The following is an 18,412-nucleotide window of genomic DNA, read 5'->3' as shown; positions in this document are numbered from 1 at the left end:
AGATGACATTACCTAAGAGTATTGATAGCATGATGCAAGTTCAGATAATCGATTTAGCAAATGGAAGTTGCGTATGCAAAATATTATTAATCGAGTACAAAAGCGAGCTCAAAAAAATCCTCAATCTGAAGCAATTCTCTATTTAGAAGATGGAAAACATCCGACTGCAAGTCTCACTTTTGGCGCGTTGGATCATCAAGCCAGAATTATTGCCTCCCATTTACAAACCCAACACATGAAGGGCAATCGTGTGGTTCTTCTTTACCCTACAGGGATTGAATTTATAGTCAGTTTGATAGGATGTTGGTATGCAGGTGTCATTGCGGTGCCAGTACCCTGCCCTAAAATCGATGAATTTGCCAAACACGAAGCTTTACTGAACAGTATCGCCGACGATGCGGACATTGCTGCCGTTTTAACCTTGGATCAATTGTGTTCCAGTATTGAGACGACTCTAAAGAAAAAAGTACCTGTATTTGCCACGGATAGGCTAAAAAACAAACCGGCTAACGATTATCAAGCCATTCATCTCACTGAGGATACCGTCGCCTATTTACAATATACATCAGGGTCAACCTCTACCCCCAAAGCAGCAATAATCACCCATGGCAATTTACAACATAGTTTGCAAGAAACCCTTAAAGTTTGGCATTACACCAAGAAAAGTATCACTTTAACCTGGGCTCCCCATACCCATGTTTACGGATTGGTATGTGGGATCCTAGTACCTCTATATCATGGCACATTGGCAATTATTATGCCGCCAGCAGCCTTTATTAATAAGCCGATTACCTGGTTATCCGCCATTTCAACCTACCGTGTCACCCATAGCGGTTGCCCTAATTTTGGTTATGATATTTGCGTGCGTGACATTCAGGATGAAGAGCTTGCCTCGCTTAATTTAAAGCATTGGAGCGTAGCAATTAATGGTGGCGATATGGTTCAATATCAAACCCTTACTCGTTTCGCCGCAAAATTCAAAGTATGTGGTTTTGAGTTAAAACAATTCTGTTCAGCATATGGGATGTCCGAATTATCGGGAGCAATTGCCGTAACGTCTTTTGGTTGTGAACCCCGCTCGTTACCACTGCAAGAGCATGCACAGCGACAATTGGTCAGTAGCGGCAAACTCTTGCCAGGACTGCAGGCCATTGTCGTTGACCCTCAAACGAAACAGCCTGTTGCTTACGGAGAAACCGGTGAAATCTGGTTATCAGGCAAATCGCTGGCTCAAGGCTATTGGCGACGTCCTGAGGAAACACAAGAGGTATTTCATGCGACAGTCTCTGGCGGTGATTTACACTACTTTAAAACCGGAGATTTGGGATTTATCTTCGACGATGAAATTTATTTAACTGGACGGTTAAAAGAAGTCATCGTCGTTTATGGCAAAAAATATTATCCGCTTGACATAGAGGCTACCGTCGCCAATGCACTAGCCCCATTCCAGATCAAACTCCCCCAAGTGGTCTTTTCTACAGAAATTAAGGGTAAAGAAAAAATTATCGTTGTTCAGGAATTGTCGGAACAGACATATAAGTCGCTCTATCCTGAGATCAAAAACACAATTCGTCATGCGATCACCAAACATCATGGGCTGGATGTTCATGAAGTCCTTTTAAGCCCTAAGGGGGCAATTCCCAAAACTGGGAGTGGCAAATTACAACGAAAGAAAGCCCAATTACTCTTTAATGAACAAAGTCTTGCGGTATTAATACAAAACGAGCCCATAAAGGCCCCAACCAAGCAAACTGAAGAGCATAGTAAAAACCTATTCATCACGCTGATCGCTAAAGTATTAAACAAAGAGGCGCAAGAAATCGACTTGCATGCGCCATTAAGCCATTATTCCTTTGACTCGATTAATATCATTCAGCTTACCAGTGTTCTTAATGAAACCTATCAACTCGCTATATCTCCTGCAGCTTTGTATGAATACGCCACTTTAGCAGAGTTTTATACCGAATTATTAGCAGCAAAAACGGTTGTGGTGGATCCTGAAGAAGAACAGCAACCCAGCAATAGCAATCTGACCCAAAACGACATCGCCATCATAGGAATGAGCGGTATTTTTCCACAAGCACCTGATGTGGATACCTTTTGGGATAATTTATGTCAAGGGAAAGATTGCATCAGTGAAGTCCCTTTATCTCGCTGGAACTGGCGTGATTTAACCGTGAGGTGGGGTGGTTTTATTGAACAGGTGGATCAATTTGATGCGGCATTTTTTAATATTTCACCTCATGAAGCAGAACTTATTGATCCGCAACAACGATTATTTTTGCAGATCGCTTGGAAAACCATTGAAGACGCTGGATATACTCCTTCATCCCTTGGGGTATTGAAAACAGGATTATTTGTAGGGGTATTTAATCATGATTATGCTGAGTTATTGCAAAAAAATGAGGTTATGGATGCCTATCTGACTACCGGTACGATGCACAGTATGATTGCGAATCGTATTTCCTACATTTTAAATTTACGCGGACCCAGTGAGGCAATTGATACCGCATGTTCCAGCTCCTTAGTAGCCATTCACCAGGCAGTGCATGCTATTTTGCAAGGCGATTGTGAGCTGGCAATTGCCGGAGGAGTGAATACGTTAATTACCCCTACCTCATTTATTGCAGCCCAGCAAGCGGGGATGCTAAGTGACGATGGACGTTGCAAAACGTTTGATAAAAACGCCAATGGTTATGTGCGCGGCGAAGGGGCAGGTGCCATTTTGTTAAAAAAATTATCGCAGGCATTGCAAGATGGCGATCATATCTATGGAGTAATTAAAGGCACCGCGGTGAATCATGGAGGGCATGTGAATACCCTCACTGCCCCTAATCCCAATGCGCAAGCAGAAGTCATTATTTCAGCGTGCCAGCGGGCGCAAGTACCGATTGACAGCATTCAGTACATTGAAACCCATGGCACCGGCACCCCCCTAGGTGACCCCATTGAAATTAACGGCTTAAAAAAAGCATTTCAATACTTGGCCTTAGAGCAAAACGTTGACTCTTTGCCACAACGCTATTGTGGATTAGGCGCAGTGAAAACTCATATTGGTCATTTGGAATCTGCAGCCGGAATCGCGGGGATTATAAAAACTTTATTAGCCATGCAGCATGAAAAGCTACCGGCTAATTTACATTTAAATGAATTAAATCCTTACATCGAAATTGAGAACAGCCCATTTTATCTCGTTGATAGACCCACTCAATGGTCAAAAGTCCCGGGTAAACCTAGAAGGGCGGGAGTGAGCTCCTTTGGTTTTGGGGGAGCAAACGCGCATATCATTCTTGAAGAGCCTCCGGAACGAACACCCGTTTCACCTCCTAAGCATCCTGTACACCTTATTTGCTTATCAGCAATGACTCTAAATGGATTGCAGCAACGGATGATGGATCTACTCAACTGGTTGGAGAGCCAAAAGAATTTACCCACTCTGGCAGCACTCAGTTATACTTTAAATGCCGGAAGACAACATTTTAGTAAACGTTTTTGCGTGATGGTGAAAACAATTGCCGAATTAAAGAAACAATTGAGGTCTATTTTATCCAGCAAAGACATCCAAGCGCACTTACTTGATTACGAATTATCCAATACAAATCATCACCCTGCTGATTTAAAGCAACTACGCCATGACTACCTACAAGGCAAATCCATTGATTGGCGCACCCTCTATGGTGAGTATCAGGAAAAAGTCTCGCTTCCTAGCTATCCTTTTGCCAAAGAATCGCATTGGGTCGACATCAAAAATAATGTACATCACCTGCATACATTGATTGATGAGAATATTTCTACCTTCTCCTCGTCTGCTTTTAGTAAACGATTCACTGGAAATGAATTTTATTTGCGCGATCATAGGATTAACAAAGAACCAGTCTTGCCCGGTGCTGTGTGTTTGGAAATGGTTCGCATTGCCGCCAATATGGCGGCGAAAAACCAGCAAGTAACGAGTCTAAGCCAGGTCATTTGGGAAAAACCAATAAAAAATCCGGATTTGGCTACTCCACTGCATGTCGTTTTATTTCCGGAAATGGATACTGTCTCATTTTCCATTACTAACCAAGACGAAACAGTTTCTTATGCGCGTGGAATGATTCATTATACAGATAATTCTTCCGATGCCCCGCTCTACTTACTTAAGCTAAACGAATTAAAATCCACATTGCCTTACACTCAAGATCCCAAAGTCATTTACAGCTATTTTAATCATGCAGGGATAACCTACGGCCCCAGTTTTCAAGTTATTCAAAGCATACATTTTGATGAGCATCATCTTTTAGCAGAAATTGCTTTGCCTGAAAACCTAGCGACTCAACATCATGAGTTAGTACTACATCCCTGTTTATTTGATGGAATCTTACAGACTACCCAGGTACTGCTTAAAAATCATGAAGTGCTTTATCTACCCTTTTCTATTGAGCAAATAGATATTTATAAGCCTCTGCCAAATCGCTGTTATGTCCATGCGAACCTGATTTCGACTGCAGACAGTCAGCATATGCCGACATTTAATATTCAAGTCACAGATGCTGAAGGAGCACTCTCATTAGTCATTACGGGATTTACCTTATATCCAGTGCATGAACCTGCAGCCACGGTAGCATATTATACCCATCAATGGATTCCCCAAGCTGCGCAAGGAGCAACCCGAAAACATCCAGACTCCATTCTGATTTTAGGCCATAACGAACAATCTGTGCTCGCAATAAGCACCCAATTCCCAGGTAGAACGGTCTCGTACCAGCTCCTAAAAGAACCTTCTCATTTAAATATCAACATCGATGTACTGAGCGAGTGTATTATTATTGCTCTGGAAGAATTCCATAGTGAGTCTCTTTCAACGACAGAAGTTCAAGAAAGAATTGAGCAAACTTATTATCTGGTCCATGCTGTAGTAAACCAAATCAGTAAATTAAAACCCAAACAACCCATACAATTAGTGGGTATCATTAACAATCCCTCCATTTTTTCCCGGGCATTGGATGGATTTGCAAAGTGCGTGCATCAAGAACAATCCAACATCTCGTGTCGCTTCATTGAATTACATGATCTTAGCCTACTGACCAATGAATTAACTCAAAATGAGATTTATGTCCGCTATGATAAACGGAATCAGCGTTATATCAGAGAGTACCTCCCACTGCCTACACTAAAAGATACAGCGCCAATGCTCAAGAAATCCGGTGTTTATTTAATTACTGGCGGCATGGGCGGGCTGGGCTATTTATTTGCTACGTATTTGGCCAAACATTATCAAGCCCAAATGGTATTAACAGGTCGTTCCCCTCTGTCTGAACTACATCAAAAAAGAATCGCAGAACTGGAACAGCACGGCGCCTCGGTAGCTTATGTATCAGCAGATGTATCATCCTACGAGGAGGTGCAAGCACTGATTCAAATCATTAAAGAACGCTTTGGTGCAATAAATGGCATTATTCATGCCGCAGGACTTACTCAAGATGGATTGATTGTCAATAAAACACTACCTGAAATAGAACAGGTTGTCGCCCCCAAAATTTTTGGTGCCTGCAATTTGCATACGGCAACACGTAAAGAACCTTTAGATTTTTTCATTCTCTTTTCATCCGCCGCAGCAGTGTTTGGTAATTTAGGACAAAGTGACTATGCCTACGCGAATTGTTTTCTTGATGAATTTGCCGACGCACGAGAGCAACAAAGAGCTCAGGGGCACTGTAATGGGCATACTCTTTCAATTAATTGGCCACTTTGGGAAGAGGGGGGGTTACAGATCGCTCCCGAATACCAACAGGAGCTTGCGCAAACTTTAGGTATTCTGAGTTTGTCCACTCAGCAGGGATTGAGCGCTTTCGAGCACGCGTTACAGCACTCTGGTGCACATTTTATTGTTCTTCCGGGCTATCAGCAAAAACTCAGGCATGCATTGCAAAAAAATTCACTGGTGAAGCAATCCATCACTTCCTCCAAAGGCGTAATGCCCAATTTAGGTGAACAAGCTGAAGCGTTTTTAAAGAACATACTCGCTGAGACCTTAAAGTGCTCACCAGAACGTATTGATAGAGATTCGCCTTTCGAACACTACGGCATCGACTCCTTAATGATTATTCAACTCAATCAACGCTTGGCCAAAGAGTTCTCTGCATTACCCAAAACCTTATTTTTTGAATGCCAGACCATGGCTGATTTAACTGAGTACTTCATGGAGCATTATCCCCATGAATTAATTCAACATTTATCTAAGTCGCCTCTGCCCTCCTTGCACGGACAGGGACTTACTGCCAATCAAGCACCCATATCAACTCAGAAATGGTCGGAAATGAGCGAATCGCTTAACTCAACCACAGCGCCCCAAAGCTTAATGACCGCGCCAAGAGGACTTAGTTCGAGGAAAAATATCTCAAAATCACAAGACATCGCCATTATTGGGATCAGTGGACGCTATCCCGAAGCGCAGGATTTAACAGAATTTTGGCACAATCTGTATGCAGGAAAAGACTGTATTACCGAAATTCCTCAGGATCGATGGGCTTTAGCAGATTATTTTGATGCCAATCAAGAGTGCCAAGGTAAAATGTACAGCAAATGGGGTGGTTTTTTAAAGGATGTGGATCAATTTGACCCCCTCTTTTTTAATATTTCCCCTCGTGAAGCGGCCCTGATGGATCCACAGGAACGATTATTTTTAGAAACCGCATGGAAAACCATAGAAGATGCCGGCTATAGTCGGGAAGCATTAGTTAGGAGAAAAATTGGAGTCTATGTTGGTGTGATGTATGGCCAATATCAGTTGTTTGGCCATGAATTATCACCCTCCGGCCAGTTTGTCCCGACGAATTCGGTGTTTGCTTCTATCGCTAATCGGGTTTCTTATTTTTTTGATTTTCATGGTCCGAGTATCGCGCTGGATACCATGTGTTCTTCTTCGCTTACTGCCATCCATTTAGCCTGTCAAAGCATTCATAAAGGCGAATGCGAGATGGCACTTGCTGGTGGCGTGAATCTATCGCTGCATCCCAATAAATACCTTTTGCTAAGTCATGGAAAGTTTTTAGCAAGTGACGGACATTGCCGCAGCTTTGGTGAAGGCGGCGATGGTTATGTTCCTGGCGAAGCCGTGGGGGCAGTATTACTCAAACCCCTAGATAAAGCACTCGAAGATGGCGACCTTATTTACGCGGTAATTAAGGGAAGTCATCTTAATCATGGTGGTAAAACCAACGGTTACACAGTACCCAACCCAAATGTTCAAGCCGAATTACTTGCTGAAACCTACCAACAAGCCCAGGTTGACCCAGCACATGTCAGTTATATCGAAGCACATGGCACAGGAACTTCGCTGGGTGACCCTATTGAAATTGCCGGATTAAATAAAGTATTCGGTCAATCCATGCAACACCAATGTGCTCTTGGTTCAGTCAAATCGAATATCGGACATTGTGAGTCTGCCGCAGGGATTGCTGCGGTCACCAAAGTAGTCTTGCAACTACAAAACCGTACTCTAGTCCCTTCGCTTTTCTCTACCACCTTAAATACCAACATCGACTGGTCGCTCACCCCATTTAGGGTGCAACAAACCGTCAGTGAGTGGAAGCAACCCATACCCACTATGCCGCGAATTGCGGGAATCAGCTCTTTTGGTGCTGGAGGTTCTAATGCCCATTTGATTTTGTCTGAAGCACCAGATGTATTTTCTTCTCCGGCAAGAAACAAATCACATTATTTGCTCACGCTATCGGCCAAAACCGAATTCGCCTTAAATCAACGTCTCGATGATTTATTGGCATGGCTTGAGCAAAATCCATCAGCACAGCTAGAACAGGTCAGTTACACCTTAAATGCAGGCAGAAGTCATTTTGAGTATCGTTGTGCCATGGTGGCAAGCTCGCTTGATGAGGTGAGCGATTTAATTCAACAATTTAAAGCAGGAAAAAATCCGGCTCACTTGTTGATACAGCAAAATGCAGGCAATACCTCTGAAAACCGCCTTATCAACACAACGCTTTTGCCTTTAGTAATGCAGCAATTGTCACAAGCCACTCAATATCAAGAGACTTTGCTGACACTGGCAAAATTTTATGTGGAAGGCCAAAATCTGGATTGGCAGCAAATCCATACAGGTGAATCCAGGAAAAAACTATCCTTGCCCACCTATCCTTTTGCCAAAGAACGTTATTGGTACTCTGATGAGGAACAACGTGCTTCTGCTCAAGAAAAGCCAATCAGTCGGACATTAACCCCAAATGGCCTTGCCGAGAAAGTAAACTCTTTTCTGATGCGAGAAGTAACGCAAATATTGAAATTGACGCAACACCGAATTGCCATAGAAAAAAATCTGGGGGAATACGGGATGGATTCGGTGCATTTTATTGAATTGGCCAAAAAGATTACGGAACATTACGCAATAGAATTCACACCTGCGGTTTTCTTTACGCACAGCAGCATATCATCAATCAGCCAATATCTTATCAATCAATTTCCAGAGGCAGTGGCACCGACACACCATGAGGTGGCCCAACTGCGCGTAAATACTCATCCAGTAAAATCCAGACGGATAGTAACTGATGAGGCGGATTCGATTGCGATTATTGGGATGCAAGGAATTTTCCCTCAAGCAGATGACCTTACCTCATTTTGGCAACATTTGGTTGAGGGCCATGATTTAGTAACGGAGATCCCTGCAGAACGCTGGGACTGGCGAGATCATTACGGCATTGAAGCCAATCAAAGTAACTCCAAATGGGGTGCTTTTATCAACAATTTCGATCAATTCGATGCTGGCTTCTTTAATATTTCAGCCCGCGAAGCAAATCTTATGGATCCACAACAACGCCTCTTTTTGGAAATCGCATGGAAAGTCATTGAAGACGCAGGCTATGATCCCTTTGCATTATCCTCACAGAACATTGGGGTTTTTGCCGGAGTTGAGTTTAGTGAATATCAAACGTTAATTGCCAAACAACAAAAAGAACATCATGGATTTATCGCTACAGGCAACTCGCATAGCATGATCGCCAATCGTGTTTCTTACTTTTTTAATTTCCAAGGTCCAAGTGAGTCCATTGATACGGCGTGTTCCAGCGCGCTGGTTGCAATACATCGCGCGGTACAAGCCATTCGCCATGGTGAATGTGATATGGCAATTGCTGGTGGCGTAAGCCTTATATTAAGCCCAGATACCCTGGTAGTTACCAGCCAATTAGGTGCCTTATCTGCAGATGGACGATGCAAGACTTTTGATAAGGCGGCAAATGGCTATGTCAAAGGCGAAGGCGTAGCCGGCCTGTTACTGAAACCTTTGAAGCAAGCACAACACGATGGAGATCATATCTATGGGGTCATTAAAGGCTCGGCAGTAAACCATGGCGGCAAAGCGCAATCTCTGACGGCACCCAATGCTGCCGCACAAAGTGAACTATTGATTCGTGCTTACACACAAGCCAATTTCAATCCAGACACGGTGACCTACATTGAAACTCATGGGACAGGCACCGCTTTAGGTGATCCTGTAGAGATCGAGGGATTAAAACATGCGTTTACCACCCTACTTACATCTGAAATCAAACCAAACTCAATTGCTTTAGGTTCTGTAAAAACCAATATCGGCCATTTAGAACCCGCCTCAGGCATAGCGGGAGTCATCAAGTTGATTATGGCCATGACCCATGAAACCCTACCCGGTATTTTGCATTTAAATGAATTAAATCCTTACATCAATTTGGCCAATACCCCCTTCTACATTGCTAAAGAGACACAAACCTGGCGACGCATCAAAAATAAAACAGGAGATGATATTCCATTGCGTGCAGGCGTTAGCTCTTTTGGCTTTGGTGGCACCAATGCACATATTGTTCTTGAAGAAGGTCGGCCCCACCAGACCATCGTTGAGCGCCATCAAACAAAACCCTATTATTTAATTGCACTTTCAGCCAAACACCAAGAGAGTTTGCAACAAAAAATAGAGGATCTCTACCAATGGCTGAACCAAAATAAAGAAACGGTTTTCTTACCATCCCTAAGTTATACACTGAATGCAGGTCGTGCTCATTTTGTGTACCGTTGTGCTCTGGTAGTAGACTCTATTGAGGCATTACTCCACGCCTTGACCTTGTTAATCCAACATGAAACTCCAGAATATTGCATGTTAAATGAAGGTCAAACCTTGACAATTCAGGGACCAGTATTCGATGAAGTATATCAAGCAGCAATTAAGGCGTTGCACCAGCCAGACAACCCAGACCAGTATCGCCACAAATTATTTATCTTAGCTGATCTCTATACGAAACATTATGTTATTGACTGGCAACAAGTTTATTATGGCGAAAAAATATCGCGATTAGGTACTTTGCCTGCTTATCCATTCATCAAGCAACGCTATTGGTATGACCAGGAATCAAATGCCACACGAGCCCCCACAATCCTCGCACCGGTAGTCAAACAAGCCATCCCCGTAGAAATGGATCTTTCCAACCAGGTATTAACCTATTTACAGCATATCTTTGCAGAAAAATTAAGTACCATGCCTGAATGCATTCAAGTGGATGAAACCTATGAGGTTTATGGTGTTGACTCAATAATTGGCTTGGAAATTACCAATCGCTTGGAGAAAGACTTCGGCACCTTACCCAAGACATTACTCTATGAACGCAATCGATTAAATGATTTAGCCAAATTTTTCATCAAAAATCATAAAGAAAAATTGTCGGGTCTCGTGTCTGCACTCCATGCGGTACCCGCAGTAATCCCGCAGGAAATAGAAACTGCGCAACCCATTACAGTGACTCGTGAACACCCAAGCCAATCATCCCAAGACATTGCAATTATTGGCTTAAACGGAACCTTCCCAATGGCCAACTCCATGGATGAGTTTTGGCATAACTTAAGCACAGGACGTGATTGTGTGGGCGAGGTGCCTGCTGATCGCTGGAATTATAAAGAGTACCCGGTAGTGATCGGAGGTGAGGAACATTATTTCCCGCATGGAGGCTTTATACCTGATGTCGATAAATTTGACCCCTTATTTTTTAATATCTCCCCCCGCGATGCTGGACTTATGGATCCACAAGAGCGTTTATTCATGCAGTCTGTGTGGTCTACTTTAGAAGATGCAGGTTATACGCGTGACAAATTAAAGCGTAAAGCAAACAATTCGGTCGGTGTATTTGCTGGCGTGACTTATAATTTTTACCCACTGTTTATTGCCGAGGAGTGGCAGAAAGGAAATCGTGTGCCACTGGATATCCAATCGTTCTCCGTAGCCAACCGAATTTCCTACTTTCTTGATGTTAACGGTCCAAGCTTTGTGGTCGATACAGCTTGTTCATCCTCCTTGGCAGCAATCCATTTAGCGTGCGAGAGCTTGTTACGAGGTGATTGTAAAATGGCGATTGCCGGTGGCGTCAATTTGTCTTTACATCCGAGTAAATACCACTTCCTAGGTAGTTTTAATTTTATGTCGGAACATGGACGTTGCGCGAGTTTTGCTGAAGGAGGAACCGGATATGTGCCCGCAGAAGGTGTTGGCTCTGTTTTACTGAAACCTTTGGCTGATGCAATTGCCGATAACGATATGATTTATGGGATCATTAAAGGAAGTAGTATGAATCATGGGGGTAAAACCAGCGGTTATACTGTTCCTAATCCCAATGCCCAAGCAGCAGTAATTCTCCAAGCATTAAAGAAGGCACAGGTTGATGCTCGAACGGTATCCTATATCGAAGCACATGGTACAGGAACGGCCCTGGGAGACCCTATAGAAATTCGTGGTCTTCAAGATGCCTTTGAACATTTTACGGAAGACAGGCAGTTTTGTGCGATAGGCTCAGTCAAATCCAATATTGGACATCTAGAGTCTGCTGCCGGCGTATCACAATTGGCCAAGGTCCTTTTACAAATGCGCCACCAAAAATTAGTACCTACACTGCATAGTGCCCAATTGAACCCCTTTATTGACTTTCAAAACTCACCTTTTTATGTACAACAAGAACTGACTGATTGGCAGCCTGACCTTAATCTACCACGCCGTGCCGGAGTCAGTTCTTTTGGTGCGGGTGGCGCGAATATACATATGATAATTGAAGAATACCGACCACCAAGAACACAACAGAATAGCGTAAATGGCCCGTATATTTTCATACTATCTGCATTAAATGAGGAGCGATTGGCAGCAAAAATACAACAAATGCACCACTATTTGTTACAACACAGCCATACAGAAAATAAAGAATGGCTCAGGGATGCATGCTTTACTTTGCAAACTGGACGAGAGCATATGACGGCACGATTCGCAGTGATCGTCACGAGCAAAGACGAGCTGCTTACGGCCTTGACGAATTATCCTCAGGGTAGTGGTTCTCAGTTCTGGATAAATCCTAATGCACAAAGTAACCCCCAACCTGCTGCTCATTTAGCAGAATTAATCAGTAATGCCCACTATGAAGAATTAGTCCAACATTGGGTTAACGGAGCAAAAATAGATTGGGACCAATTACACACACAACAATCCCCCAACATTATCTCCCTACCTACCTATCCCTTTACGAAACGACGCTGCTGGATACCCACTAAGGAAGTAGAAACACAACCCGTAGAATTAGCCAGTGTGCAACCAAGCATCCCTTCTGGAGTCTGCAATACAAAAGGGATTGACGCCCAAGATTGGCTTTATATGACTCAATGGGAGAAAAATCCTCAACTCACTCAGACCGGCTTGTCAAAAAATGAGGGGAAATGGCTGATTTTTTGTGATCACGAATCAATTCCAGTATTGAGGCAAAAGTTTGCAAGCGGTATTTATTGTTTTGTAAGCAACCAATGTGCAGCAATTAATCAGGATGAATACGCCATTAATGGATCGCAAAAAGCAGATTATGAACAATTATTTGCTACGATCCATGCATTGCATCAAGAACATTTACACGGAGTTATCTATGTATGTTCTGCAGTAGCTCCTACTGAAACATATACTGCGGGGGATACTGCTCAAACAGTGTTATACCTGCTCCAAGCCATGATTAAGCATTCTTGGCAACATCAACTCACGTTTTGTCTTGCCTCACAATCAGCCCAACACGTGAATCCCCAGGACTGCATCAATATATGGCAACATCATCTTTGGTCCATGACCCGCATTTTTGCCGCCGAACAGGCAAAATACCAGGCTTTGCTGCTTGATTTGGAGAGGGATGCGGGGATGGAACACAATGCTAAGATCCTAGCTCAAGAATTGGCTCATTACCAAGTGCAACAAAATCACGTTGCCTATCGTGCTGGACAACGCTACACCATTCGTTTCATGCCTTATGAGATGCCACAAAATCATGAGCCGGTTCCCTCTTACACGACTCCTGTTGCTGCATTAATTACTGGTGGCTTAGGTGCGTTAGGTTATGAAATAGCAGAATCTATTCTAGCCCAAGGGACACGTTTTATCTTGCTTACCGGAACAACTGAATTGTCTGCTCAAACTGCAGAAAAAAATACCTGGCTCAAACAATTAGAGGCTCGAGGGGCACAGGTTCGCTACGCGGCAGTCGATGTGGCTGACAAAGAACAAATGCAAAAGGTGATTATGGATGCTGAAAAAGCATGGCAGCTGCCCATTGATGGCGTTTTTCATTTGGCTGGAATCACTACGGATAATGTCACGATTGCCGATATGGATGAAGCATTATGGAACAATGTATTACGCGTCAAAATACAAGGCTCATTGGTGTTGCATGAACTCTTTTTGCAGGCCCGATTGTCGTGCTTCGTGTTGTTTTCTTCCATTGCTGCAGTGCCCCATTTTGGTATGGCTGGGCTTAGTGCCTATGCCGTAGCCAATGAATTTATGAGTGGTCTTGCTTTATATCGTCGTAGTATGCAATTACCTGCATCCAGCATTAACTGGGTCGCTTGGTCGGAAAAAGGAATGAGTCACCGACATAATCATGATGCATTTTTAGATGCTGTAGGCATGGCGTCGCTAACTGTTAAGGATGGAGTCGCCCTATTTCAGACCCTTCTCAGGCTTAATCTTGCTGAAATTACGGTGTGTCAGATTCAATGGAAGAAATTCTTACAAGTTAATCCCACAGCCAAACAACTGGATTTCTTTAAACATTTTGTTGCTGAGTATGCTGCAAGCCCATCCACACCGGTCGTTTCTTCATTAAACTCCGAAGAAATTACTGCATTAGTTCTGAATCTCTTTGCTAGCGTATTAGGGTTAGAAGTAGCTGAAATTGACCGGGAAACCCCTTTCCAGCAATACGGGATGGACTCCATTACCGGCATCGATTATACCGAAGAACTGGGGAAACATTTTCCCGATGTGGTCGCTCCAATGGATTTATACCGCTACCCCACCCTAAATCAATTGACGAATTACATCGTGCAACGAGTGCAAGTGAACTCCGAGTCCAGTCCTGCACCACTTTTTAGCGCAGAAGGAACTATTGATTTGGATCACTTAAACAATGCACAACTCAATGAACTACTTGAATTGGAATTAAAAGAGCTCGAGCTGGCCTATGAATGATACCACTACTTTAAAAAAATCATTGTTAATGATTCAAAAGCTAAAAAGGCTTTTGCAGGAACAAAATGAAAAATCATTTGATCCCGTTGCAATTATAGGGATGAGCTGTCGTTTACCCGCAGCAAATAACCCGCAAGAATTTTGGGAATTATTATGCCAAGGTAAAAATGTCATTTCCCCAATCCCCGATGAACGTTGGGAACTGCTAAAAGGAACACGAGAATCCGAACAACGTGATGCCAATTTACCTTATTGGGGTGGCTACTTACAGCAGATTGAGGCCTTTGATGCATATTTTTTTGGCATTAGCCCTCGCGAAGCCATGCGCATGGATCCCCAACAACGTATTTTAATGGAGGTCGCGTATGAATCCCTTGAAGACGCTGGTTTAACTGTTGAAACCTTAGCTGGCTCCAATATGGGGGTTTTTTCCAGCTTATACGCAAGCCAGTTCAGTCATCTACAAAAGCTGGACTCAGATATGGATGCTTTGTTTATTCCTACAGGAAGTGCCATCAGTATGGCAGCCAATCGCTTATCGTATTTATTCGATTTGCGGGGGCCTAGCCTAGTATTAGATACTGCGTGCTCTTCTTCACTGATTGCTATTCAATTAGCATGCCTCAACTTACATGCAAAATTATGTGATACCGCCCTAGTCAGTGCAGTGAATATCAATTTATTACCCTCCATTCACTCCGTTTTAGCTAAAGCAACAATGCTTTCGCCTACTGGACAGTGCCATACTTTTGATGCCAAAGCAGATGGTTATGTGCAAGGAGAAGGAGCCGGATCCATTGTGCTAAAACCACTTTCCAAAGCATTAAAGGATAAAGACAAAATCTATGCCGTGATCACCGGTGGGGCAATCAACCAAGATGGCAAAACAAATGGTTTAACCGCCCCCAACGGTTTGCAACAAGAACAATTATTGCGTTCCGCATATCGAGCAGCCAAAACAGACCCTGCACACATTGCCTATATCGAATGCCATGGAACAGGAACCTTTTTAGGAGATCCTATTGAAGTGCACGCTTTGGGAGAGGTAATTGGCAAAAATCGCGACCCTGAAAAACCCTGCTGGATTAGCTCAGTCAAAACCAATCTAGGCCATCTGGAACCTGCAGCAGGTATTATCAGTGTGATTAAGGTGGCTTTAGCTTTAAAAAAAGGCTTGCTTCCTCCTCATCTTAATTTTGCACAGGCAAACCCACATATCCCTTTTGATCGTTATTCTTTGCGTATCCCACATCAAACAGAACAATTACCTCGATATGGCGATACGTGCATTGCTGGCGTGAGTGGTTTTGGTTTTGGAGGTGCCAATGCCCATATTGTACTCCAAGAACATTCTGTAAATGAGCAACCTGTCTGCACACAGGCCCTCTGTCGAGATAAAGAATTATTTACCATTTCGGCAAAAGAACCCGCTGCATTATCTGCTTTGATTGAGCTTTGGTGTAATTTTTTGAAATACAATCCAGAAACGAACCTGGCGCAACTCTGCTATAACCTCCATATCAAACGCTCTCATTACCTACATCGTCTGGCCATAATTAGCACTTCAATTGCGGATCTTTATCAAAAACTGGAGATTTTACGTGCTGATCCTCACACTAAAAATAAACAGATATTTATCAATCATGAATTAAAGAAAACCAACAGCCCGCTGCAAATAGCCGAGTTTACAACTATAGACTTACCGCTTTTAGCCAAAAACTATGTAAACCAAGCGCAGATTGATTGGAAAAAATTTGAAGCAGAACGAACTTATATGCCTTTGGATATGCCGTTTTATCCATGGCAACGCAAAACTCATTGGCCAACTTTTGAGCAAAACTCAACAAGCGGACATGGCAATACCAGCCATCCAATGCGAGGAAGAATGCTTCCTTCGCCTTTATCCGCGCGACAATTTGAGTTTGTCTTTGATACCAAAACAATGCCCGAGGTTCAGGATACCTTTTATGTGTTGCATGCAGGCTATTATCTGGAAATGTTAGCGTATGCCTCCGAGCAATTACAACCAAAGGGCTCCTTTAGCATACATCATCTTAATTATTTATCCCCTATATTAGTTCTTGATGGAAAAACCGTCTTGGTCCACTTAATCATCGAAAATGATGAGAAAGATGCATTATCCTTTCGTTTTTTCAGCAGTGATGGCAAGGAACATTGGATAGAACATGCAACTGGAACGTTAACTCTTCATGCTCCTACTCGCAACGCACTCGAAAAGAGCAAGCACGAGCTAATGCAACGACTTCCAGCGTCGGGAACTATGGAAACCTTTTACAACCGCATCACAGGGATGGGGATGCCCGCTGGTGACACCATTCGTTGGGCACATCAATATTGGGTAAATAACAATGAATTATTTTGTATACTACGCGAACCTAAAGCTGCAGAACGTGGAAGACAATTTATAACTCAAATGCATCCAGGTATTATCGATGCCTGCATTCAAACACTCTTTTTATTATTGCCAGAACAATTGTCTAAACCCTATATTGCATCACATATGGGCACTATAGAATTTCATGGCTCAGCAGAAGACCAACGATACATACATACCGTATTAAAAGAACTCCATCCAGAAGGGAAGCATATCATTGCTGACTGGTACTTGTTGGATAAAAATTATAGTGTAATCGCTCAATGCCATGATCTACGCATGACCCTACTCAACGATACCCTGCAAATTGATCAAATTATGGAGATTCAATCCCAATTCCAACTCGATTTATCATTGCCTTATGAAACATGTAAACATCAATTGATTCATTATTTGACTAAGCAATTCGCGATGATTTTTTCGATGCCACAACAGGACATCAGCCCCTTTCAATCCTTGCATGAATTAGGGATGGATTCGCTAATGGCCTTAGCGGTTATCCGAATCATAGAAACCAATTTGAACGTGACTTATTCTGTACCGCTAATGATGCAGGGGCCATCCATTCATGAGATTGCTGAGTATGTGTTATCAAGCCAATGGCTAGGCCCGAAACAAGAGCCTACACCACAAAACCGTTTAGATAATCTGTGGATTGCCAATCGAAAAATACAAGAAAATGCTCAAATTCGCTTGTTTTGTTTTCCCTATGGCGGTGGTGGTGCCTCCATTTATCGTGAATGGCAGCAGGAGTTCCCCGATTTTATTGAAGTATGCCCGGTACAATTGCCAGGTAGAGAAAATCGGATGGAAGAACAACCGCTCGATAATCTTGATAACCTGATTTCTTTGTTGGCCCATCAACTGGCCCCTCAATTTGATTTACCTTTTGCCTTTTTCGGCCATAGTTTTGGTTCACTGATTGGATTTGAGCTCACTCGTTATTTGCGTTGTCATCATCTCGCCACCCCTGTCCATCTTTTTGCATCAGCTTATCCTGATCCCCGGGTCCCATCCAAAAGTTTGAATAATCTGCTGGCAAAACTACAACACTTGAATATCAATTTATTTGATTTAAATTCAGAACGAATAGGTGAATTAGACGACCAACAATTAACGACTTTATCCAGCGTGTTTCAAGAAAATGGTATTGTTGATTACAGTGACGAGCGAATGAACAAAAGCATTATTAAGGTATTATTACCCATTTTTATTGGTGATATGAACATTGTAAAAAGTTATGCTTATCGCGATGAATTACCTTTAAAATTGGATGCCACTGTATTTTTAGGGACACACGATGCATGGGTCGCTCCCGAAGATCATTTTGGATGGAGCAATCACTTTTTGAAACCCTGTGAATTTCAACAATTTGATAGCGGACATATGTTTGTAAGAGAAAAAGAAATAAGATCGAAAATCATTCAAAAAATTACCGAAAAGCTCTCGTGTTTTACTATGGTAGAATGTGAGATCTAATAGCCTGAGTTGCTTTGTAACCCGGATTAGCGCAGCGTAAT

At 42.8% G+C, this 18,412-nt stretch carries 2 protein-coding genes; both read left to right on the top strand.

Going from position 1 to position 18,412, the window contains the following annotated elements; translation table 11 throughout:
• The first annotated feature begins 73 nt into the window (after positions 1-73).
• A complete protein-coding gene (locus ACF8MK_RS07655) occupies positions 74-14,497 on the top strand; it encodes an SDR family NAD(P)-dependent oxidoreductase (RefSeq protein WP_392538805.1) in 14,424 nt (4,807 codons plus the stop codon).
• Positions 14,490-18,371, top strand: a complete 3,882-nt coding sequence (locus tag ACF8MK_RS07650) for a beta-ketoacyl synthase N-terminal-like domain-containing protein (RefSeq protein WP_392538804.1) — start codon at positions 14,490-14,492, stop codon at positions 18,369-18,371. The genes ACF8MK_RS07655 and ACF8MK_RS07650 overlap by 8 nt, the downstream gene beginning before the upstream one ends.
• Positions 18,372-18,412: the final 41 nt, after the last annotated feature.

The sequence above is a fragment of the Legionella sp. 227 genome (assembly GCF_043161935.1).
GTDB classification, from domain to species: domain Bacteria; phylum Pseudomonadota; class Gammaproteobacteria; order Legionellales; family Legionellaceae; genus Legionella; species Legionella sheltonii.
Note: the sequence above shows the minus strand (reverse complement) of the source record. Positions and strands in the feature narration are given on the sequence as shown.